Source organism: Armatimonadota bacterium (assembly GCA_028871815.1).
GTDB lineage: Bacteria > Armatimonadota > Chthonomonadetes > Chthonomonadales > Chthonomonadaceae > REEB205.
On record JAGWMJ010000001.1, the window covers coordinates 652,329 to 672,110 of the forward strand.

The following is a 19,782-nucleotide window of genomic DNA, read 5'->3' on the forward strand; positions in this document are numbered from 1 at the left end:
ATCATGCTGGCAGACACCGCCATCCGCAACGCCAGGTGCAGAGAACAACCTTACCAGGCGTGGGACTCGCAGGGCCTGTACCTGCCGGTCGATCCAGGAGGCAGTGAGCTGTGGCGCGGCACGCTCTCCCCTATTGCATCGCCGCTTGCCGCCGCCAAGGGCCGTTGAGAGCGCATCGGCGCAGGCTGAACGGTCTGGCTTGGGCTGGAGTGCTGCGCAGCGCACCGCAGGCGAGCGGCTCTTGATCAGCCGCAACAGCACCACCACCTTGCAGGGCCACCCAGGCGCCGCGAAGACCACGACGGTTCTGGCGAGATTTGCCCGCGAAGCCGAAGCGCAAAACGTTTCTACCGCCGCGCTTGCGCCAACTGCATCGTCCGCGATGGTGCTGGCCGAGGCGCTGTGCGCGCGGAGCGACACCATTGCCCGCCATTTGTTGTCACTTGACCAGTCCCATCAGGGGCAATCCGCCCGGTGGATCGTGGACGAGGCGTCTCTGTGCTCGGCGCGCGATACTACCCGGCTATTCGACCTGGCCGAGATGCAAGACGCCTGCGTCGTTCTTATTGGTGACGCGAAGCAGCCTGGATCGGTCGAGGCGAGCCGCGCCCTTTCTCATCGAGCCGTCACGGGAAGCGGGCGATGCGCTGGACGGCGATACTCGCGGCGCACTCTGCCAATCGGGTGCGTTGTCCGGCCCCGCCGTCACGATGCAAAGCCTTGCCAACAAGGGGCTTACCCGTGCCGAGGGCCGCGAGCCATTGAGCCACAACAAAGGCGATGTTATCTGGTTCGCCCGCGATGGTGCCGACAAGGGAGTTACACCCGGCGAAGCCTACCACGTGGAGTCAGACGAACCGGCAAAAGCCGCCGTGACGATCAAATCCGAGGACTGGTGGGCGGTGGATTGGCGGTTGCGGCAATGGGGCGCGGGCTACATCGAGGCATTTTCGCGGCAATCGCTCAAACTCAAGACCGAACGCAGCATCCGATTCACGCGGAACGACCGGGAAGCAGGCCGGACCAATGGTGCTCGCGGCGAGGTGACCGCAATTGACGAACAGGCCCACGTTGCCATCGTCCGTAATCCGCGCGACTAGACGCAGACATTGAACCTTGATGAAGCCCGCGACCGGCACACTGCCTATGCTTATGCTAATACCACTTAGGCCGCCCTTGGCGGCGCCGCCCATCATGTGATGACCCGGGCGGACAGCAAGGCGACAAATCTTGTCAATGAGAGGTCATACTATGTAGGGGCTTCGCAAGCCAAGGAGTCGGTCGCCATCTTCACCAATGACCGCGGCAAACTGGTGTCCGCGATCAACGAACGGGCAGAGCAGGCCCACACCGCGATCGCTAGGGCCGACATGCCCACGCCCACTGCCGACCAGGCAGCAGGGCCGGGGTGAGGTGAAGGCACGGTGCGAGCGAGGTTGTCCGCACTGTTCAAGGGCAATCATCACCGGATCCTGTGCAAAGGCGGGTGACGGCGTTGGTCTGGGCGTTAGGTTGGGTGGCTCTACAGAACTGATCCGAGGGGGCGATGCTGAAAGGGCAGTGGGAAATATCCGGACGCGGACTGTCGTTACTCGATCCGGTGGGAAATCGGATTCAACCGTCGGCAATAGATGTTTACCGCGCGCTTGTGGAAGGCCGCCCGTCTGAGTCCTGGATCCCCACCGTTGCCGATGGCCTGCGGGCCTCGCGCTATCCGCTATCGCCAACCCTGACCATTGTTGAGAGCGGCGAAGGCATCCCCGCCTATGCCATTTTTGGCAGTGCCAGGGGTGTGACGCTTGAGCTTGACGTTGCCGACCTTGAGCGGGGCTACACGGTCGCCAATGGCGTGTGGCATCCGGTCGAACCGGCAGCGACCCAGGAAGTCCTTGAACTGCTGCGCAACACTGGCGCACATATCGGCCGGGCCTGCTCGCTACGCGCCTTTCTTGCGGTGCGCAGGGCGGGCGCCGCGGGCGGTGCGGTCGATGACCAGATGACCGACGAGGCGATTTCACCGCTCGTTTTTGCCCCACCTGCCGATGAAGTTCCCGCCGGAGTCGATGCCGTGCTCTATTCGTACCAGTTGGCAGGCTGGCGCTGGCTCAAGTTCCTGCTGGCGGAAGGTATCGGCGGACTGCTGGCCGATGAAATGGGCCTCGGCAAAACGTTGCAAGTCATTGCCGTGCTCAGCGATTCCGGCGGCGGGCCACTGCGACCGGCCCTGATTATCGCCCCCGGCTCGCTGCTGGAAAACTGGCGGCGCGAAATAGCAAGGTCTGCGCCGCACCTGCGCGTGCTGAAACACAACGGCCCGCTGCGCACGGGCCGTCCCGCAGAATTGCAGGGCTATGACGTGATTATCACGTCCTATGACAACGCGGTGGGCGACAACAGCCTGCTCAACATGATCCGCTGGAGAGTCGTCGTCCTCGATGAGGCGCAGTTCATCCGCGACCCGAACGCGCAGCGCACGAAGGCGGTCAAGCGCCTGCACCGCGAAGCTGGCTTGGCTATGACCGGCACCCCGGTTGAAAACCGCCTGCTCGATCTGTGGTCGATCATGGACTTTGTGCTTCCCGGACACCTTGGCGATGCCAAGGCCTTCGAGTCGCAGTTTCCCGATGACATGGACGGCGCGGCCCGGCTGGAACCGCTGGTGTCACCGCTCATGTTGCGCAGGCGTGTCGCTGAGGTGGCGAGTGACCTGCCGCCGCGTATCGATATTCCCCAAGTGCTTGAGCTGGATGGCCAAGAGGCTGCCGGCTACGATGCCGAGCGCGAGCGTATCATGGTGGAATACGGAGATGGCGCAACCCTCGTTGCACTCACGTCGTTGCGCCGCTTCTGCGCCCATCCAAGCCTCGTGAACGGCACCTCGGCCATGTGCGATCCCATGGTGTTTTCCAAGTTCCGTCGCCTTGACGAGATCGTGGAGGAGGTATTCGCGCGAGGCGAAAAGGTCATCATCTTCACGTCCTTCACGACGATGGCCGACATGATTGCCCGGCACATCGAAACCCGCTTTGGCGCTTTTGCAGGAGTCATCGACGGTCGCCTTGCGATCGATGACCGCCAGCCGCTAATAGACCGTTTCAGCGCCGTCCGGGGCGGTGGCGCCCTTGTTCTCAATCCCAGGGCAGGCGGTTCTGGCCTCAATATCACCGCCGCCAACCACGTTATCCACTACAATCCCGAATGGAACCCGGCCTTGGAGGACCAGGCTTCCGCCCGCGCACACCGGCGCGGGCAGGATCTGCCGGTGACTGTCCATCGCCTTCTGGTTGGCGATACTGTCGAGGAAGTCGTGGACGAGCGCCTGACGCGCAAACGTGCGCTGTCCGATACCGCCGTTATTGGAATTGAAGGGAAAGAAGACGACTATAGCGATATTGTTGCGGCGCTGAATCGTTCACCATCCAGGCGGGTCGCAAGTAGAACATGACGGATCAGCAGATTGTCAAGGTGCTGAGCGCCAATGATACGGGCGAAACGGGCGGCCACCAAGCCGGAATCCTTGTGCCGAAAGACCCGGCGTTGCTGTCATTCTTTCCGAAGCTCGACGCGAGCCTCTACAATCCGCGCGTTCACCTGCGCTTTGTCGACGATGGCGGGACAATGTGGGAGTTTGCGTTCATCTACTACAACAACGCCCTGTTTGACGGCACCCGCAACGAGTATCGACTGACCCGGATGACGAAGTATATCCGCAAGGCCGCTCTTTCCGTCGGCGACGAGGTGATCCTGTCGAAAGGCGGTGCCCGCTACACGGTTTCACATGCGCGCAGGCAGCAGCCGAAGGTCACCGGAGGCGTCCTGCAGCTCGGCACCCGCTGGCGAGTAATAAAGCTTTAAAGGAGGAGGAATTGTGAGCATAACTCAGCAGTTCGAGCTGCCGCCAGACCCAGAACGGGTAATGGCCGGCCTGCGTGATACCGGCTACGAGTTCGAGACCGCCGTGGCGGACATCGTGGACAACTCGATTGCCGCCAACGCAAAGAAGGTCCAGCTTTTCCTTGCCGCCGACGTCCACGGCGACATCCGCCTGCTGATCGCCGATGATGGCGAGGGCATGGACCAGGAGGGCCTTATCAATGCCATGCAGTATGGCTCGAAGGTGCGCCCAAGCGTCGCCAGCCTAGGCAAGTATGGTCTCGGCCTCAAGACCGCCTCAACTGCGTTCTGCAAGCGACTCTCGGTCATTTCACGCGCAGACGGTACGGTGCCCGCCCTGATGGCGACGTGGGACCTGGACCACGTTGCAAAGGTTAACAAGTGGTCGCTGCTCCTCAGCGATGATTGTGATGCGGAAGCGGTGGAACTGCTGGACGAAGTGGCTCCCGGCAAATCCGGTACCGTCGTTCTGTGGGAGAACGTGGACCGGCTCATCAAGGACTACTCCAGACCAACCGGATCGGCCGCGAAAAAGGCGCTCCAGGCGAAAGAACTTGCGCTGCGCCGCCATGTGGCAATGGTCTATCAGCGGTTCCTCGATCCAGCGGACGACCGCGCGCCTAATGTCGCCATCGAGGTGAACAGCGAGCCTGTCGAGCCGTGGGACCCGTTCCAGCGCGACCTGTCGGAGCTGGTTGCCGAGGACTCGGTCACGACAAACCTTGACGCTCAGCGCGACGCGTCATTTGTCATTCGCGCCTATATCCTGCCACGGCGGGAGGAGTTCCCTAACGACAAACTTGCGCAGGCTGCGCTGCTGTCCAACGACCGGCAGGGCATCTACATTTACCGTGAAAACCGACTGATCCACGACGCCGACTGGCTTGGCCTCTACCAGAAAGAGCCTCACCTGACGCTGCTGCGCGTCGAGTTCTCGTTCGATCACAAGCTGGACGACGCTTTCCATCTCGACATCAAGAAATCGCAGATCATCCTCAACGATGACTTGGCCGCCTGGCTGGAATCCGAGTTCCTGCCCGCGCCCCGGCGCGAAGCCAACCGGCGCTCGCGTGAAGGCCAGCAGAAGGCCATTTCCAAGAAGGGCGAAGGCGCGCACGACACCTCGAACAACAACATACGCAACCGCGAGGCGGCTGCTGGCGGCCCGGAGGTCAATGACGTCAATCCCACCACGGGCGAAGCCACCGTTCAAAATAAGCATGGCAGGGTCCGCCTGAAACTCACCATCACCTCAGCCAAACGGCCCGGCGAAGTGTTCGTTCAGCCGGTTGACGGGATCACCAACGGGCTGCTGTTCCAGCCCGCGCTGATCGAGCAGCACAAGGCCGTGCAGATCAACACGAGCCATCCCTATTACCACAAGGTCTATGTCCCCAACCTCAACCGCAGCGTGACCATGCAGGGCCTCGACTCGCTTATGTGGGCGCTGGCGGTGGCGGAACTGTCGTCCGTGCAGGACAGCACTGCGGAAATGTTCCGTGACATGCGCTACGAAGTGTCACGCATCCTGGAGAAGCTGGTCGAAACCCTCCCGGAGCCGGACGTGGAGGAGAATGTCGCCTGACCCTCGTTCACTCGCAAAGCGGGTATCGGCGGAAACCGGCCTCGCGTTCACCGGCACCGAGGGACGCGACAGCGACGGCAGCCGCTGGCTGGAATTGCGGCCAGCGGGACATCCCCCTGGCCAGACCTTCGCACTGCGCACCGTAATCGGCTGGCGGCGGATCGACGTGGAGTTCCGCCCCGGCAACTTTGCCGGGGAGCTTGTGGAAGCAATGGGCCGCGCCGATGAGAGCGGACGCCAAACCTTCCGCGCGGTGCTTGCCGCCTGCCGTGACGCCGGTGCCGATGTTGCGCTGGCCGTGAACGGCATCGCAACCAATCCCGAGGACGACGCGATATGGTCCGCACCGTGGCGCAGCCTCGACCTCACCATCCGGCGCGGGATGCTCGCCATCAACGAGGGCGATGCCGATGCGGACATGCGCCAGATCGAACTTTGGACCGTGCGCGCGGCGGCGGCTGTGCTGGCGTTGCTGCCGCTTGAGATCGACAGCGAGGAGTCCGGGGAAGTCGCGCCCGATTTTGCGGGGCTGCCCGAAGGGACAGAAGCCCGCATCGACGTGAACCGCTATGAGCGCGACCGCCGCAACCGTGCCGCCGCGCTCGCCATCCACGGCTATTTCTGCAAGGCCTGCGACCTCGACATGGGCGAAAGATACGGTCCCGCAGCGGCGGGCCTGATAGAGGTCCATCACGTCACGCAGGTATCCGAAGTGGGACCGGGCTATATCATCGACCCGAAAAGCGACCTGATGCCGCTCTGTCCGAACTGCCACGCCGTCGCGCACCGGCGCTCGCCGCCGTTCTCGGTCGATGAACTCCGCGAGATGCAGCGCCCGTCCTGATCCTACGGCGAGACAGTCAGCAGCCGCACATCGCCGATGAAACTCTCAAGGGTCTGTAGGTGCGGCTGCACCTCCTTAGGGAAGGATGCCACGCGTTGCGCCGGAACCACAAGCTGCACACCCGCACCGCTCATTTCCGCGAACTGCGACACCGACACGCCCTCCTGGAGCGTCAGCAAGTGCTTGTTGGGAATACGGTCGGCCTCATTGAGAATCTGCCGCCAGCGATCCTTGCAGGTCGTCTTGACCGCGAGCATCCGCAGGCCGGAGGCGGGAAAGCTTACGTCCTGATAGGCCCCCTGTGACGGAAAGAGAAAGTCGGGCTTCTTCGTTCCTTCCGAAACAGGCTGGTATGAGAAATGCTGATTCTCGACCAGCCGCTCCTCAATGAAAATCTCGCGCGCGTGCAGTTCCAGCGACCGCCCCGCGCGCATCCTGCGCCGTTGCAGCACCGTCTGCGCCCGGTGCACGAAATCGTCGACCGTTTTAAACCCGGCGAGGATATGCGGCAGTTCTACCGCATCTTCGATGCTGCGGAACAGCTCGAACTCACATTCGCGCCGCTGCATGAGCCGCTGGTCGGGCGGCAGCGTCGGCAGCGGGCGCAACTCGACCGCCTTGTGCACAATTTCTGCCGCGGCAGGAAAATCCGAGAGCCACGCGGGTGGCATGTCGGCACGTTCGAGCCAGCAGCTTGTATGGGGTGGTGCGTCCGGCTGTGCGAGGTTCGCGGGCGCCTTGACGGGCGACCAGATCAGGAACCTGCCCGGATCGACTGGTCCAACCCGGTCCTCAACAAGATCCTCCTCAGTTTCGTGCTGACAGACCCACACATGGCAGTCGATTGCCGGGCCCGCGCTGTCGAGCCGGAACGCGAACACGGTGAGCGCGCCAGTGCTGTCAGGATCGAGAAGCGCCGAACTCTGTCCGCCTAAATTCGTCAGCCGCGCTTCGTTGCGTGTGCCGCCGAACAGCGCGTTGTTGTAATAGACCGCCCGGACCTTGCGGTGATCCACGCCGGAATCGACGTAGAGATCAAACCACACATTGGGATTCTTGATGTCGGTCCTGTTGACCGCTGGGAACACCTGGAACATGAACTCGCGCGGCACATACGGCCCCGCCTGGTGCGAGCCGTTGGCCAGCGTGTCGTTGCCTGACAGCCGTTTCACATACCAGACAGTATCCGGGCTGGCGAAGTCATCCAGCCAGTCCGAAACGTCAGCAATGGCCACGCGGCGACTCCCCCCTCAGCGTCCCCTCACCTATAGCACCGCTGGTGATCCAGTCCGCGGCCCTGTCGAGCGTCGTATTGCGATCGGCGTCCGTTCTGCCTCGGAAGGCACATTCCCATATCGTCAGAACGCGCCAGCCTCTTTCGTTTAGGAGTTCCGCCGCCCTGTGGTCACGCGCGCGGTTGCCCGCAATCTTCTCGCGCCAGAAATCTTCGCGCGTGCGCGGCCAGCGAAACAGCGGGCAGTCGTGGCCGTGCCAGAAACAGCCGTGCACGAAGATCGCTGCATGGTAGCGCGGCAGGATTAGGTCCGGGCGTCCCGGCAGGCTGCGATCATGCAGCCGGAATCGGAATCCCCTGCGATGCAGTCCACGGCGCACGAGCATTTCCGGTTTGGTATCCTTGCCATGGATACCGGCCATCATGCGGCGGCGCGTGGCGGCATCTACAATGTCAGACCACAAGCGGCAGTCTCCGCTGCTTCATTTCCACGTCTGTGCGTGCCGTCAGCCATGGGGCCATGTGCTCCGCCACAGCTTCCACTGCCGGCACAACCACGGCGTTGCCGAACTGGCGATAGGCTTGGGTGTCGGAGACCCGAATGACGAAGTCGCTGCCGTTGGGCCCGTCGAAGCCCATAAGCCGCGCGCACTCACGCGGCGTCAGGCGGCGGGGATTGCCCCGCCCGCGCGAGACAAGGATTTCCGAACCGTCTTTGAAATACCTGGCGGACAGGGTGCGCGCCACATCAGTCTTGCCGACCAGGCCGAAGCCGAAGCCGTTACCGCGCTGGCGGTGTTTCGCGGCATAGTCCTGAAGATACCGCCAGAGGTGATCGGTGAGCACATAGCGATCCGACACCGTGCGCATATTCCCGACCGTGTAATGACCGTCCGCTCCTTCGCTGCCGTCGCCTGGATGAAGGATGCTACCGAGCTTTGGCCCTTTCAGTGGATCGGGAATCAGGAAATCTGAAAATGTGAAATCGTTGGGATCGCGGAAGCCCACGATGAAAATGCGCTCGCGGTGTTGCGGCACCCACGAGCGAGCATCGATGACCTTCCAGTGGACGTGATAGCGGAGTTCCTGCGTGAGCGTACGGTGGATGATTTCAAAGGTCCGCCCGCGATCATGGTTTACGAGGTTCTTGACGTTTTCGAGCAGAAACGCACGCGGGCGGTGATGTTCGATAATCCGCGCTACATCAAAGAACAGTGTTCCCTGCGCCTCGCAGCGGAAACCGTGCGCGCGCCCGAGCGCATTTTTCTTTGACACCCCCGCAATCGAAAACGGCTGGCAAGGAAAACCCGCTAGCAGCAGATCATGTTCAGGGATGGAACTAACCGGCACCTCTGTAATGTCGCCCGTTACTTCATGGTCGCAGCCGTAGTTCGCCTTGTACGTCAACTGGCAGTAGCGGTCCCGTTCGCTGGTGAACACACACTCGCCTCCCAAAGGATCAAAGCCGCGTCGCATTCCACCGATCCCTGCAAACAGGTCGATGAACCGGAAAGCGCTGCCTTGCCCGTTCCTGGCACGGCGTTCGTCGATGATCCTCTGCAACAGTTCGACCGCCGCCGTGCGAGGATTCGTCTCGCCGCGCTCCCACCGATACACGGTGCTGGCGGAATAGCCGCCAAGTTCCCCGACTTGCTCGATGCTCAGTCCAGCCAGCGTGCGAAGCTGGGAAAACGCGGATGTGGCGATGGCTGACTGCACGGGATGCCCCCCTCTGGGAAACTCTTTGCCATTCTGACACGTGGAGTCCCGGCATAGCAAGAACGAAGCTGGACATTTCCCGCCCATAGCGCGCTTTTTCGGCTGATCAGCCCCGGGTGAACAGACCGTCAGCCGCGCAAAAGCGCGACGGCGGGCAGCACCGTCACTAGCGCCTCGCTCCGCTATCCATCGAGCGCCTCACCCGGCTCTGTCGCCGCCTTCCGGCGCTGACCACGCAACCTCGCCGGCGCGAATCGCGGCTTTGATGTGGAGTTGACCCTCGCCGCCCAGCGTGAACAAGGTCAGATCGGCATCGTACCCGGGGACCACGGCGCCTTTGCGCTTGTTGGCGCCTATGATGCGTGCCGGCGTTTCGGTCACGGTGGCAATCGCTTCGGCGAGCGGCATCTGGGTGCAGCGCAGGAGGTTTTCGAGGCCGGTGTTCAGCCGCTGCGCTGCGCCGGCAAGGTAGGGCGTGCCGGCCAGGTTCAGTCCGCCATCGCTCTGCACCTCGTACACACCATTCGCATAGAGGCCGGCCGGCATCCCGGCAAGCGACATCACGTCGCTTACCAGAGCCATCCGCCCTCGCGCTTTCACGCGCGCAATAACCTGGATCACCTCGGCCGGCAGATGCCGCCCATCGGCGATGATTGTGGCGGTTAGCCGGTCATCCGCCAGCTGCTGCCAGATGTAGTTGGGGTGGCGCGGTAAAACGGCGTGAGCGCCATTGCCGAGGTGGGTGCTTACGGTAGCCCCTGCTGCCGCCGCACCGCGAATGTCGGCCCGCGATGCCGCGGTGTGGCCCACGGCAACGGAAATACCGGACTCCACCAGTCGCTCAATGAACGGCAACGCGCCCGGAAGCTCCGGCGCCAGCGTCACCAGCCTTATCGCTCCACCGGCCGCATCCTGCAGCATCTCGAAGTCGGACCATGCCGGCAGGCGAATGCAGTTGGCGGGATGAGCGCCGCGCGGGCCATCCTCGCCCGATATCCACGGTCCCTCCACATGAATACCGATGGTCGCGCCCGCCAAATCCGGATGCGCATCCATGTTCGCAGCAATCACTGCCACTCGCTCCCGCATGGAGTGCAGTGGCGCGGTGGTGATCGTAGGCGCGAATGTGGTGACGCCTGCCGCCGCCATTCCGGTGGCTATTTCGGCGTGGCCGCGGGCATCTGCTTGGTGAGCGCCCCAGGAGTCGCCATTGAAATCCCAACCGGCCCAGCCATTCACCTGGAGATCGATGAACCCCGGCGCCAGCCAGCAATCCGCAGCCTCCTCCGCCGCTTCAGCAACGGAATGGATGCGGCCGTTCCTGCAGTGCACGGTCACGGGCAGTCCGGTGGTGACGAGGCGCCCCGAGTACCGCGTTTCGGGCATCACGGCGTTATCCACACAGGCTGGCACCAGGCCATGGCCGCGCCGGCGCCGAAGCACTCGGCGCGAACGCAGCAGCCCTCCTCGCCGGTGATCTCGTACTCGGCGTGCGCGCCATTGACATATCGGCACTCAATACCGGCAGCGCCGATGAACCGGATACGCTGTGCGTTTGGAGCCACGATTCGAAGGAGTCTACCTTGCAACTCTATCGAATCGATCTGCACGCCAGTGCTGGCGTAGAACCTTCCGTGCACCAGAGCATCGATGATCGCGGCCGGCGAGCGATCTGCAGCTTGCGCCACGTTCCAGCCGCGCTCCATATCGATTTCGAAGTGTTTGTCGTCGTTCGCGAATCCCCACACCCGTTTGCCCTGTCCCAGCAGCCAGTCCCACCGGTCGGTGGCCATGGCCGCACCGTGCTGGCGCTCGACGATGCCGTTGTAGATCTCAATGCCGGCGTAACCCGTCAGCTCCAGCATCTGAGCGTTGGTAAAGTGCGAAAACTGCCGCTGCCAACTGGGATGGTTCAGAATCGTAAAGCCGCCCATTTCGGCGGTCTCGTCCAGCACCTTCTGGCGGTTGGGCGATGGATCGACCACGGCCGTTATTCCAACTGCGCCGATGTGAGAACCGTTCGCCGACACCTCGTCGGCGGGCAGGAGCGTCATCGCGGTTCGGGACTGGTAGTCGGCCGGGTCCACGAGGCTATCGTGGTCGGATATCGCCAGAAAGTGGTATCCAAGCGCCTCGTAATCGGCAATCGTCTGCTCGGGTGGCTTTTCACCGTCACTCACGGTAGTGTGCGTGTGCAGATTTCCCCGCAGCCATTGGAAACCGGAGCCCAGGTAGGGCGAGTCAAGTTGCATCTAAGTTACTACTCCTTCAAACGTATGAGTTGTTGTTTCGGACGGCCGCCATCGAAGCCGCCATTTGCCGGCCGGCAGGCACTGGCCGTCGACGCTCTCACCCCGCCCTCCGGCTGATTCTGCAATGCGGCACTCCGGAATCGCGATCTCCGCCTCCGTGCCTACGGGTACCTGCAGTTCGGCTTCCACCTGCCCACTACGCCGCTCCCACGCCATGTGTATCTCTCCAAACGGCGTGGGTACGCGGCTGCGCACCCACGCCAGTTCAACGGGGCAACACGGCGCCACGCGAAAGCGTTGGAATCCCGGCGCTGCCGGCGTTATGCCGGCCAGCGCGCGGTAGAACCAGGCGCTGATGTCGCCAAACATGATGTGACACCGGGAATCGACCCCCTGCCAGCTCTCCCACAGCGTCGTTGCTCCTTGCTCCATCCACCAGGCCCAGCCGGGATAGCCGCGCTGAGTGATCACGCGCCACGCGATCTCCCAATGGCCGGCATCCAAAAGCGCGTTGAGGAGGTATTTGGCGCCCAGTATTCCGCAATCCGGGTGGAAGCCCGCGTGGTGGACCGCATCCACCAGACGCGCAGCGGTTTTGCCGCGCGTCTCGCGCGGAAGCATCTCCTGGTAGAGTGCGCACGAGAGCGCCGTCTGACTGCCGTTGGCAACCTGCCCCGTTGTGTGGTTGACAAACGCGCGGCAGAATGCGGCGCGGACGCTTGTGGCGAGTTTGCGGTAACGGACTGCATCGGCCGGGTGACCCGTCAACGCAGCTACTTGCGACAGAAGGTCGGCATCCACGGCGAAATAGGCCGTAGAGGTAACCTCAACCGGCGTATCGGTATCAGGATGCACCCAGTCGCCGAGGCCAATGGAGAGGATTCCGCCCTCGGCAACACCGGCGAGGTACTCCACGTACCGCTTCATCGCGGCATAGTGCCGTTCTAGCGTTTTGCGGTCCGCACGGTACCACCAGAGGTACCAGGGGATCAGCAGAAGCGCGCTGTCCCACGCCGGCCCATTTCCCCAGCGGTATCCCCAACCGCTGGTGGGGATAATCGCGGGAAGCTCGCCGCTGGGCCGCTGTTCGTCCTCAAAGCTCTGAATCCAGTCCCGATAGAGCGCCGTCGGCTCAAAGTTATAGAGCGCCTGTTCGGCGGCCAGGTGCGCGTCGCCCGTCCAGCCGTTCTTTTCACGGTGCGGACAGTCGGTCGGAATCGATACCAGGTTGGCCAAATACGCGGCTCGTGTCGCGTGCTGAATCTGGTTGATCAGCGGCAGCGAGCACTCGAACTGTCCTGCGGGTTCCACATCGGCATGTACGAGTCGTGCCTCGAGATCCCGGCGCTTCGGCGGCCTGCGACAGCCCTGCATCTGCACATACCGGAAGCCATGCCATGTAAAGCTGGGCTCCCAGCGCTGCTTGCCGCCGCACCCAATATAGGTATCCAACTGAAACGGCTGTGCGCCATCTTCCGAATGCACCCAGGTTGCAATGTTACGGTTATCCAGCGTTCCGTCATCACCGAGGCGCTCGCCAAACTCCATGCTGATCCCTTCGCCCGGCGCAGCCTCCGTAGTAAGGCGCGCCCATCCGGCCAGAACCTGTCCAAAATCGAAGAGCCAACAACCCGGCCTGGGCTCGGTAAGTTCGACTGCTGGCAGCGTCTGCGTCACGGTGACCGCAGGGGCAATTTGCGCCGCCAGCCGGCCGCCAGGCGGAGGTACGCGAAGAGCTGGGCGCCACCCGTCGGGGTTCGCACCCGGTTGGGACCAGTGCGGATCTACCAGGCGGGCGTCGAACGTTTCGCCACCGTAGACGCAGTTCCGCGTAATCGGCCCGGTACGTGTTTGCCACTGCGGCCCTGTTTCGCACAGAGTGACTCCCTCACCATCCACCAGGATGGCCGACAGACGTGGGGAGGCGCGCCATGGCGCTTCGTGAAACCGCCATACCGCACGAGTCTGAACGTTGTACCAGCCGTTGCCCAGCACGACGGCCAGCACGTTTTCGCCCTCATGCAGCAAGTTCGCAACATCCATCACGCAGTAGAGCGCGCGCTTGTCGTAGCGGGTAAAGCCAGGGTTGAGAACGCTGGCGGTCACCGGCTTGCCGTTGATTTCAGCAGCGAACCAGCCAAGCCCGCAGATTGCCAGCCAAGCCTCCGGTGGCTTCGATCGCAGCTGGAAACCTGTACGAAGGAGCGGCGAGTCGGTATTGTTGGTATCGGTTGTGGCGGCAATCCAGGGGCTGTGCCAGCGTCGTGGCGGGATCAGGCCGGTAACAAAGCGTGCGGACTCGCTGACATCCGAAGTATTGCCGCGTTCGTCCCAGGCGCGAACATGCCAGTGGTAGGCGGTGAGTGAACGCAGCTGCGGGCCGGCGTAGTCCAGCTGCGGTAAGCCATACATGGGGACCCGGCCAGAGTCCCAGAGCGGGCTGCCTGGTCCATTTCGTTCCGGCCAAACCACAACCTGCGCGGCCGCGCATTGCGCGCCGGTACGGGTACTCTGGCACACCCACGAAAAGCCAGGGCAACGGAGGTCAACTCCGAGCGGGTTGGTGCGCCGTTCGCAGGCAAGACCGGAAACCGACAAGCGATCCGCCGCCCCGTCGCGGCTTCGCGGCGACAACCTAAGGGCCGTACTTGATCAGCAGGTAATCGTACTGGGCGGTTGGCCCACCATCGGAGTAGCTGGCGACGTAGAGGTCTCCAGTGGCCGGATCTACGGCCGCTGCCGTGGCCACATCATCGGCGCTCGCGGCGCCGTTGTACCGGTGTTTCCAGCGAACCTGGCCTGTCGGCGTAAGTTTTATGGCTAGTGTGTTGAAGCCCTGGAGGCCGGCATCGGAGTAACCTGCCACCAGAACGTTGTTGGCAGCGTCCACGGCGATGCAGGTCGGCTTGTCGTCCAGGTTGTTGGCGCTGTTGTAGACGTTCAACCACTTCGTGACGCCGTTCGGGCTCAGCTGCAGCGTGGCGATATCAAAACCCCGCGCCGGTGAGGTGTACGTGCTTCCGGTTACGTCGATGTTGCCGCTGCTATCGATAGCGATGGCTGCGGCCTTGTCGGTGGAGTTGGAGGCGCTGTTCCAGCGCTTCGCCCACAGCCGGCTGCCGGCAGAGCTGTACTTGATAATCTCGTAATCGTAACCGGTGGTGGTGCCTCCGTACGAGAACCCCGCTACAACGGCGTCGCCGGAGCCGTCGAGAGCAACGCACGTGGCTTCATCGGTGCTGTGCCCGGATCCGTCGTATCGCTGCTTCCACAGCACTGTGCCGTTTGCCGAATACTTGATGGTCGCAAAATCTTCAGCGGTGGATGTGCCCACCGAGTAGCCGGTGACCACCACGGAGCTATCGGACCCGGCTGCTATCGCTGTAGGAATATCGGCGCCGCCCGCCGGGCCGGTGTAGCGGCTCTGCCATATCTCCACGCCCGCGGCGTTGTAACCAATCGTTTCGTAATTCAGGCCGCCGGCAGCGCCTGCGGAGCTTCCTGTAACTACGACCCCACCGTTCGGCAGGGCGGCAATCGCAGTTACGGCGTCATCGCCATTGCCCGGACCGTTGTAGGTCCTTACCCACTGGCGTACACCGCTGGAACTGTATTTCACGGTGACAAAGTCGTAGCCGTGGCCGCCGCTTGCGGGATCACCGGTATAGGTCTTGCCGCCCACGTACACATTGTTTGCGCCGTCCAGCGCAAGGCAGGCGCCGTCATCCTCCATGCTGGCTGCGCCGTTGTAGCGCTGCTGCCACAAGATTGAGCCGCCCGATGAGTACTTTACGGTAAGGATGTCGAGGCCAGCTGTGGCTCCGGCATAGCTGGTGCCAGTTACCACGAGGTCGCCTGCGGTATCCACACGGCAAGCGGCTGGTATATCGTCGCCGCCCGAACCGCCATCGAGCCGGCGGGTCCACAGCGCCTGGGCAGTGGCTGCGCCCGGCAGCAGAACGAGTGCGAGGCAAACTGCGATCAGCCAGCCTGATGCGCGGTAATTCGGCATTATCTTCTCCATCGGTACGCGCGTTTTTGCGGTCGGGCCCGACCCCGCCGGAAATCCGGACCAGAGGCTGACGGGTTGCCTGCTAGCCCGAAAAGGCGCCGTAAAACGCGGTATTCTGGCCGTTATCTGTCCAGTTGGCGCCGATTGCGGGCTCGTGCATCCCGCTGGTGCGTGTGTAACCCACGCGGCGGTTGTTCAGCTTTACAAGCGGCTGATACCATACCAGGTTCGGCTGCTTGCAGCATTCGTGGTTCGGCATGGCGTCTACAACCAGCCGTGTGATGCCTTCGGCGGAGACGGTATAGTGCTCGCGAGTTACCGCGAACTCTATGGGCGCCCGCTTGATGGCCATCAGGTTACCAAATGCAGCACCGCATGTTGCCTTGAGGGCGTCGGCGAGGGCGGCGGCCTGCTTGTTGGTAGCGCGACTATCGATGTACAGCACCGATTTGCGCGGAGCGGAGGCCGACTTCAGGTTGCTGGTACACACCACGGCTGCCAGCGCGTTCAGGCCGCTTACATCAACGCCACGCCATACGCCGCGCGTGACGTGCCACGCCATTTCTGCCTTGCGGCCCGTTGTGGTGACCTCGCCGCCGTAGTGGCATGCGCCGGCGAAAACGCTGGCGGTGCGCGCTTCCACGTACTGTGCCGATATTCCGTTACCGGGCGCCGCCATGGCGGCCGTTGCGCACGCCGCCAGGACGGCGGCGGTGCATGCTGCAAGCTTCATCACTCTCACTCCCCTGTCTCCAACGCGCTCCCGGTACGATCGGGCACGGGCGATGCCTCAAAAACGGACCGATAGCAGGTGCGTCCCGGGCGGCACGTTTTCGGAAGAACCATGCTGCCATCCGGTCCAACAACCTGCATGGTGCGGTAGCACCAGCAGTGGTTGCTTCCATCCAGCAACTCATGCTCCTCCACGGGAACGCTCTTTAGAAAGTAGAACTTCTTGCTGCGGATTTCCCGGCAGAAAGTGCTTTCCGGCAGTTTTACGGCCCCATGGTTCTCGTGCGGCATAACCCCTGCTCCTTGCACGGCCGTGCCCGATTCTACCGGTTTAGGCCGCGGCCTGTCGAATCGCGCGCTTCAGTATGGTTCTGGTCAATGGTACCTTGTATCCATTATGCTCCAGTGGCTGGGCATCCTTCAGCGCGGCGGCGGTCGCGATGTCGATGGCGGCCGTTGTGAGCCTCTTTCCGCGCAGCGCAGCTTCGGCGGCTTCGGCGCGCCACGGCACCGGCGCCACGCCTCCCAGCGCCAGGCGGCACTCTGCAACCACTCCGTTATTCATCTCCAGGGCGGCCGCGGCGGCAGACATGGCAAAATCCATACTCTCCTTCTCACGAAACTTGATGTACGCGCTGTGCGCATTCATCGGTGCGTTGGGAATGTGAATCTCCGTGAGTATCTCGTCCGGGCGGAGCACCGTCTCTTTACGCACATCCACGGTCGGCAGGGCATAGAACGACTGCAGGGGGATGGTGCGGGCGCCCTTGGCGCTGACCAGGGTGACTCGGGCGTTGAGCGCGATAAGCGCCGGCGCCGTGTCGGAAGGATGGACGATATACGAGGGTCCGCCGCCCAGTATCGCGTGGTATTTGTTCTCGCCGACGGCCGCGTAACAGCGGTCACCGCCCTTCTTCAGGCAGATGATATTCTCGTTGCGGTAGTACCAGCACCTGGGCCGCTGGCACAGGTTGCCGCCAAGTGTGCCGATATGGCGGATCTGCGGTGATCCCACGACGGCGGCGGCCATCGCCAGTGCCGGTGCGTGACGCTGTACCAGTGGATGGACCGTCAACGCATCAATGGTTGCCAATGCACCGATCAAGAGGCCGTCGCGGTCACTCCAGGTAATGTGGTTCATCCCAGGGAGATGCTTGAGGTTGACTACCGTGGCCGGCTCTGCGAGGTGCGACTTCATCTCCGTCAGAAGGTCCTGCCCGCCGGCCATCAGCTTGACGCGATGTCCCAGTGTGTCGGTGGCATCCAACAACTGGATCGCTTCCTTCAGGGCTGCTGGATTGTGCAGTTCAAAGGCTTTCATGATGCATGTACCTTGCCAAGCGCCTGCAGTACCTTGTCCGGTGTGATGGGCAGGTCCGTCACTCGGGCGCCGCACGCGTTGTAGACGGCGTTGGCTATCGCCGACGAGGCTGGAATGTTTGCCGGCTCCGCCATTCCAATGACCACGTTGCGCGTATCGCCGTCGTCGATAATCGGAACCAGTTCCGGCATCTCCATGGAGCCAGGCAGCTTGAACTCTTCCATATTGGCGTTCAGCATATTCCCGGTAGCCTCGTCCGCCACGGTGGTTTCCAGGAGCGCCATGCCAAGCCCCATGATCATTCCGCCGTTGATCTGGCTCTTTACCGCCAACCGGTTAAGCGGCAGGCCGCAATCCTGCACGCCAACCAGTTTGATGACCCGCACCCGGCCCGTCTCGGTATCCACCTCCACCTCGGCGAAATGCGCGCCATGAACGCCATTGCCGGAGAGGCCCGGAACCCATTCACCATGGGCAGAGAGGCCGGTTGAGCCAAGCGCCGCGCACGCCTGCTTCCAGGTAAGGCCCTTTGCTGGATCGGCCGTGACGAAGACGCGCTCGTTTGCCAGGCTCAAGGCGTCCGGGGCTGCGCCAACCACCGGAGCGACCCGGGCAAGAAACGCCACTTTTGCGTTATATGCCGCAGATTTGAGCGCCGGTGCGAGCGAGGCGGCCGTGGTGCTGCCCCCGGAGGCGTTCGCCTGGCCGTAGTTGCTGTGGCCAATTCGGGCTGTTACCGCGCTCACCGGCAGCCCGAGCTCCTCCGCAATCACCGCGGCCGTATAGGTGCGCGTGCCGGTTCCCAGGTCCTGCGTTCCCACCTGTACAACCACTGCCGAATCGGGCGTAATGAACACATCCACCTGGCATTGCGGGCCACCGCCGCCTCCCCACGTGGCAAGTCCGCAGCCCATTCCGCGTTTGAGGGCGCCATCGGGCCCGTACCCGCTAGTGGCGCCGGGCGCCTTGTTCCGGCGCTCCCAGCCGATGGCTCTGGCGCCGGTATCCAGCTGCCGATGGTACGTTTCGTCGCCGGTGTTCTGCTTGCGAAACTCCACCGGGTCCATGTCGATCTTCGCGGCAAGGTCATCCATCATCGATTCCATCGCGAAGCTTGGAATGGGGTGTCCCGGCGCGCGAAGAGCCACGCTGCCATCCTGATTGGTGTGGAGCGAGCTGACTTCACGGTAAAACGTCCCCGCATTGTAAATGTAGGGCAGCCCGGCGAGTGACCCCTGGCCCAAACCGCCGAGCCGGTACATAACGGCATGCATGGCAGCAAGCTTCCCACCGCGGGTAGCGCCGCCCGTGACTTTGATGTAGCCGCCGCTGCCGTTTCCAGCCGCCAGATACTCCCCTGGGCGCGTCAGCATCAGGCGCACCGGCGCTTTCGCCATCTTGCTGAGTGTGCAGGCGATGCGGCCGGCAAGGCCGATGCCAAACTTGCTGCCGAAGCCGCCGCCCATATACTCAACAATGGCTGTTACGGCGTTGTCGCCGCCAAGCCCGAGGTCGGCCGCAGATTCGCCGGGGATAGTGAACGTGCCCTGTGTGGATGCGTACACGACGGCGGAGTTGCCGCCCCGGTAGTCAACCACCAATCCGTGCGTCTCCAGACAGTTATGGTGCTGCTGGGTAACGGTGAACGTGTGCTCCACCACGGCGTCACACGTTTTGAGCGCCGCTGCGGCTGCATCGGAGTCACCGCTCGTGCTGCCGGGACGCAGATTTCCCTGCACACCTCCATCGGAGTCATAGACCTTCGGCGCGTTTGGCGCCAGCGCCTGCTTCCAGGTGACGGCGTGCGGCAGCTTGTTGTAACGGACTTTAATAGCCCTCAGCGCATCCTCGGCATGCTCCGGTGTGTCCGCCGCGACGGCGGCTACCGGATCACCCTCGTAGTTCAGCCGCTTTGTACCGATGGAGTAGATCGCCTTCACACCGGGCATCGCCTTCGCAGCAGTCAGGTCCACACTTACCACGTCAGCCTTGGCATACGGTGAGTGAAGGACCAGACCAAAGAGCATGCCGGGCGGGCGCATATCGTAGGTGTATTTGGCGGATCCCGTCGCCTTTGCCGGACCATCTACGCGTTCAATGGCATGGTTCAGCAAGGTATGGCTGTTTTTGGGTCCCCATTGCGGGCCGGATTCAGGTGCCACCGTAATCTCCTCGCGGTCGATCAGACG

Annotated in this window: 15 protein-coding genes and 1 pseudogene; 5 read left to right on the forward strand and 11 right to left on the reverse strand. The window is 62.8% G+C overall.

The window, feature by feature from the left end; genetic code table 11:
- The first annotated feature begins 3 nt into the window (after nucleotides 1-3).
- The 5 genes and pseudogenes from KGJ62_02720 to KGJ62_02740 all read left to right on the forward strand — a co-directional run bounded on the left by KGJ62_02720 (nucleotide 4) and on the right by KGJ62_02740 (nucleotide 6,323).
- Nucleotides 4-1,412, forward strand: a pseudogene (locus KGJ62_02720) (AAA family ATPase).
- Between the two features lie 134 nt (nucleotides 1,413-1,546).
- Nucleotides 1,547-3,445: a DEAD/DEAH box helicase gene (locus KGJ62_02725; GenBank protein ID MDE2125480.1), complete on the forward strand. Its 1,899-nt coding sequence runs from the start codon at nucleotides 1,547-1,549 to the stop codon at nucleotides 3,443-3,445.
- Entirely contained in the window at nucleotides 3,442-3,855 is a 414-nt protein-coding gene (locus KGJ62_02730) for a hypothetical protein (GenBank protein MDE2125481.1), read from the forward strand. The genes KGJ62_02725 and KGJ62_02730 overlap by 4 nt, the downstream gene beginning before the upstream one ends.
- 13 nt (nucleotides 3,856-3,868) lie before the next feature.
- Nucleotides 3,869-5,479: an ATP-binding protein gene (locus tag KGJ62_02735; protein MDE2125482.1), complete on the forward strand. Its 1,611-nt coding sequence runs from the start codon at nucleotides 3,869-3,871 to the stop codon at nucleotides 5,477-5,479.
- Nucleotides 5,469-6,323 (forward strand): HNH endonuclease, encoded by an 855-nt coding sequence (locus KGJ62_02740; GenBank protein ID MDE2125483.1) that lies wholly within the window; start codon nucleotides 5,469-5,471, stop codon nucleotides 6,321-6,323. Before KGJ62_02735 ends, KGJ62_02740 begins: the two co-directional genes overlap by 11 nt.
- 2 nt (nucleotides 6,324-6,325) lie before the next feature.
- On the opposite strand, the gene KGJ62_02745 is transcribed toward KGJ62_02740, so the two are convergent.
- The 11 genes from KGJ62_02745 to KGJ62_02795 form a co-directional block, all read right to left on the reverse strand.
- Complete coding sequence (locus KGJ62_02745; protein MDE2125484.1) at nucleotides 6,326-7,558, reverse strand: type II restriction endonuclease; 1,233 nt, start codon at nucleotides 7,556-7,558, stop codon at nucleotides 6,326-6,328.
- The gene (gene vsr, locus KGJ62_02750; protein ID MDE2125485.1) at nucleotides 7,545-7,982 is read right to left on the reverse strand and encodes a DNA mismatch endonuclease Vsr; all 438 of its coding nucleotides are present in this window, start codon (nucleotides 7,980-7,982) and stop codon (nucleotides 7,545-7,547) included. The genes KGJ62_02745 and vsr overlap by 14 nt, the downstream gene beginning before the upstream one ends.
- Nucleotides 7,983-8,010: 28 nt before the next feature.
- Nucleotides 8,011-9,363: a DNA (cytosine-5-)-methyltransferase gene (gene dcm, locus KGJ62_02755; protein MDE2125486.1), complete on the reverse strand. Its 1,353-nt coding sequence runs from the start codon at nucleotides 9,361-9,363 to the stop codon at nucleotides 8,011-8,013.
- A 111-nt stretch (nucleotides 9,364-9,474) separates the two neighbouring features.
- The gene (locus KGJ62_02760; GenBank protein MDE2125487.1) at nucleotides 9,475-10,662 is read right to left on the reverse strand and encodes an amidohydrolase family protein; all 1,188 of its coding nucleotides are present in this window, start codon (nucleotides 10,660-10,662) and stop codon (nucleotides 9,475-9,477) included.
- Complete coding sequence (locus tag KGJ62_02765) at nucleotides 10,662-11,528, reverse strand: PHP domain-containing protein (GenBank protein MDE2125488.1); 867 nt, start codon at nucleotides 11,526-11,528, stop codon at nucleotides 10,662-10,664. Before KGJ62_02765 ends, KGJ62_02760 begins: the two co-directional genes overlap by 1 nt.
- On the reverse strand, nucleotides 11,529-13,940 hold the full coding sequence (locus KGJ62_02770) for a family 78 glycoside hydrolase catalytic domain (GenBank protein MDE2125489.1): 2,412 nt from the start codon (nucleotides 13,938-13,940) through the stop codon (nucleotides 11,529-11,531).
- A 223-nt stretch (nucleotides 13,941-14,163) separates the two neighbouring features.
- Nucleotides 14,164-15,540, reverse strand: a complete 1,377-nt coding sequence (locus tag KGJ62_02775) for a hypothetical protein (protein MDE2125490.1) — start codon at nucleotides 15,538-15,540, stop codon at nucleotides 14,164-14,166.
- Nucleotides 15,541-15,622: 82 nt separating this feature from the next.
- Nucleotides 15,623-16,273, reverse strand: a complete 651-nt coding sequence (locus tag KGJ62_02780) for a DUF1326 domain-containing protein (protein MDE2125491.1) — start codon at nucleotides 16,271-16,273, stop codon at nucleotides 15,623-15,625.
- 5 nt (nucleotides 16,274-16,278) lie between these two features.
- Nucleotides 16,279-16,563, reverse strand: coding sequence for a hypothetical protein (locus tag KGJ62_02785; GenBank protein ID MDE2125492.1), 285 nt, complete (start codon nucleotides 16,561-16,563; stop codon nucleotides 16,279-16,281).
- Between the two features lie 40 nt (nucleotides 16,564-16,603).
- Nucleotides 16,604-17,593 (reverse strand): FAD binding domain-containing protein, encoded by a 990-nt coding sequence (locus KGJ62_02790; protein MDE2125493.1) that lies wholly within the window; start codon nucleotides 17,591-17,593, stop codon nucleotides 16,604-16,606.
- The gene (locus tag KGJ62_02795; GenBank protein MDE2125494.1) at nucleotides 17,590-19,755 is read right to left on the reverse strand and encodes a xanthine dehydrogenase family protein molybdopterin-binding subunit; all 2,166 of its coding nucleotides are present in this window, start codon (nucleotides 19,753-19,755) and stop codon (nucleotides 17,590-17,592) included. Before KGJ62_02795 ends, KGJ62_02790 begins: the two co-directional genes overlap by 4 nt.
- Between the last annotated feature and the right edge of the window lie 27 nt (nucleotides 19,756-19,782).

Bases quoted from the DNA above. Each gene is read 5' to 3' on its own strand.
- KGJ62_02770 (MDE2125489.1), bottom strand. From the start codon at position 13,940: ATGTATGGCTTACCGCAGCTGGACTACGCCGGCCCGCAGCTGCGTTCA.
- dcm (MDE2125486.1), bottom strand. From the start codon at position 9,363: ATGGGCGGGAAATGTCCAGCTTCGTTCTTGCTATGCCGGGACTCCACG.
- KGJ62_02765 (MDE2125488.1), bottom strand. From the start codon at position 11,528: ATGCAACTTGACTCGCCCTACCTGGGCTCCGGTTTCCAATGGCTGCGG.
- KGJ62_02780 (MDE2125491.1), bottom strand. From the start codon at position 16,273: ATGAAGCTTGCAGCATGCACCGCCGCCGTCCTGGCGGCGTGCGCAACG.
- vsr (MDE2125485.1), bottom strand. From the start codon at position 7,982: ATGATGGCCGGTATCCATGGCAAGGATACCAAACCGGAAATGCTCGTG.
- KGJ62_02775 (MDE2125490.1), bottom strand. From the start codon at position 15,540: ATGCCGAATTACCGCGCATCAGGCTGGCTGATCGCAGTTTGCCTCGCA.
- KGJ62_02740 (MDE2125483.1), top strand. From the start codon at position 5,469: ATGTCGCCTGACCCTCGTTCACTCGCAAAGCGGGTATCGGCGGAAACC.
- KGJ62_02760 (MDE2125487.1), bottom strand. From the start codon at position 10,662: ATGCCCGAAACGCGGTACTCGGGGCGCCTCGTCACCACCGGACTGCCC.
- KGJ62_02725 (MDE2125480.1), top strand. From the start codon at position 1,547: ATGCTGAAAGGGCAGTGGGAAATATCCGGACGCGGACTGTCGTTACTC.
- KGJ62_02730 (MDE2125481.1), top strand. From the start codon at position 3,442: ATGACGGATCAGCAGATTGTCAAGGTGCTGAGCGCCAATGATACGGGC.
- KGJ62_02785 (MDE2125492.1), bottom strand. From the start codon at position 16,563: ATGCCGCACGAGAACCATGGGGCCGTAAAACTGCCGGAAAGCACTTTC.
- KGJ62_02790 (MDE2125493.1), bottom strand. From the start codon at position 17,593: ATGAAAGCCTTTGAACTGCACAATCCAGCAGCCCTGAAGGAAGCGATC.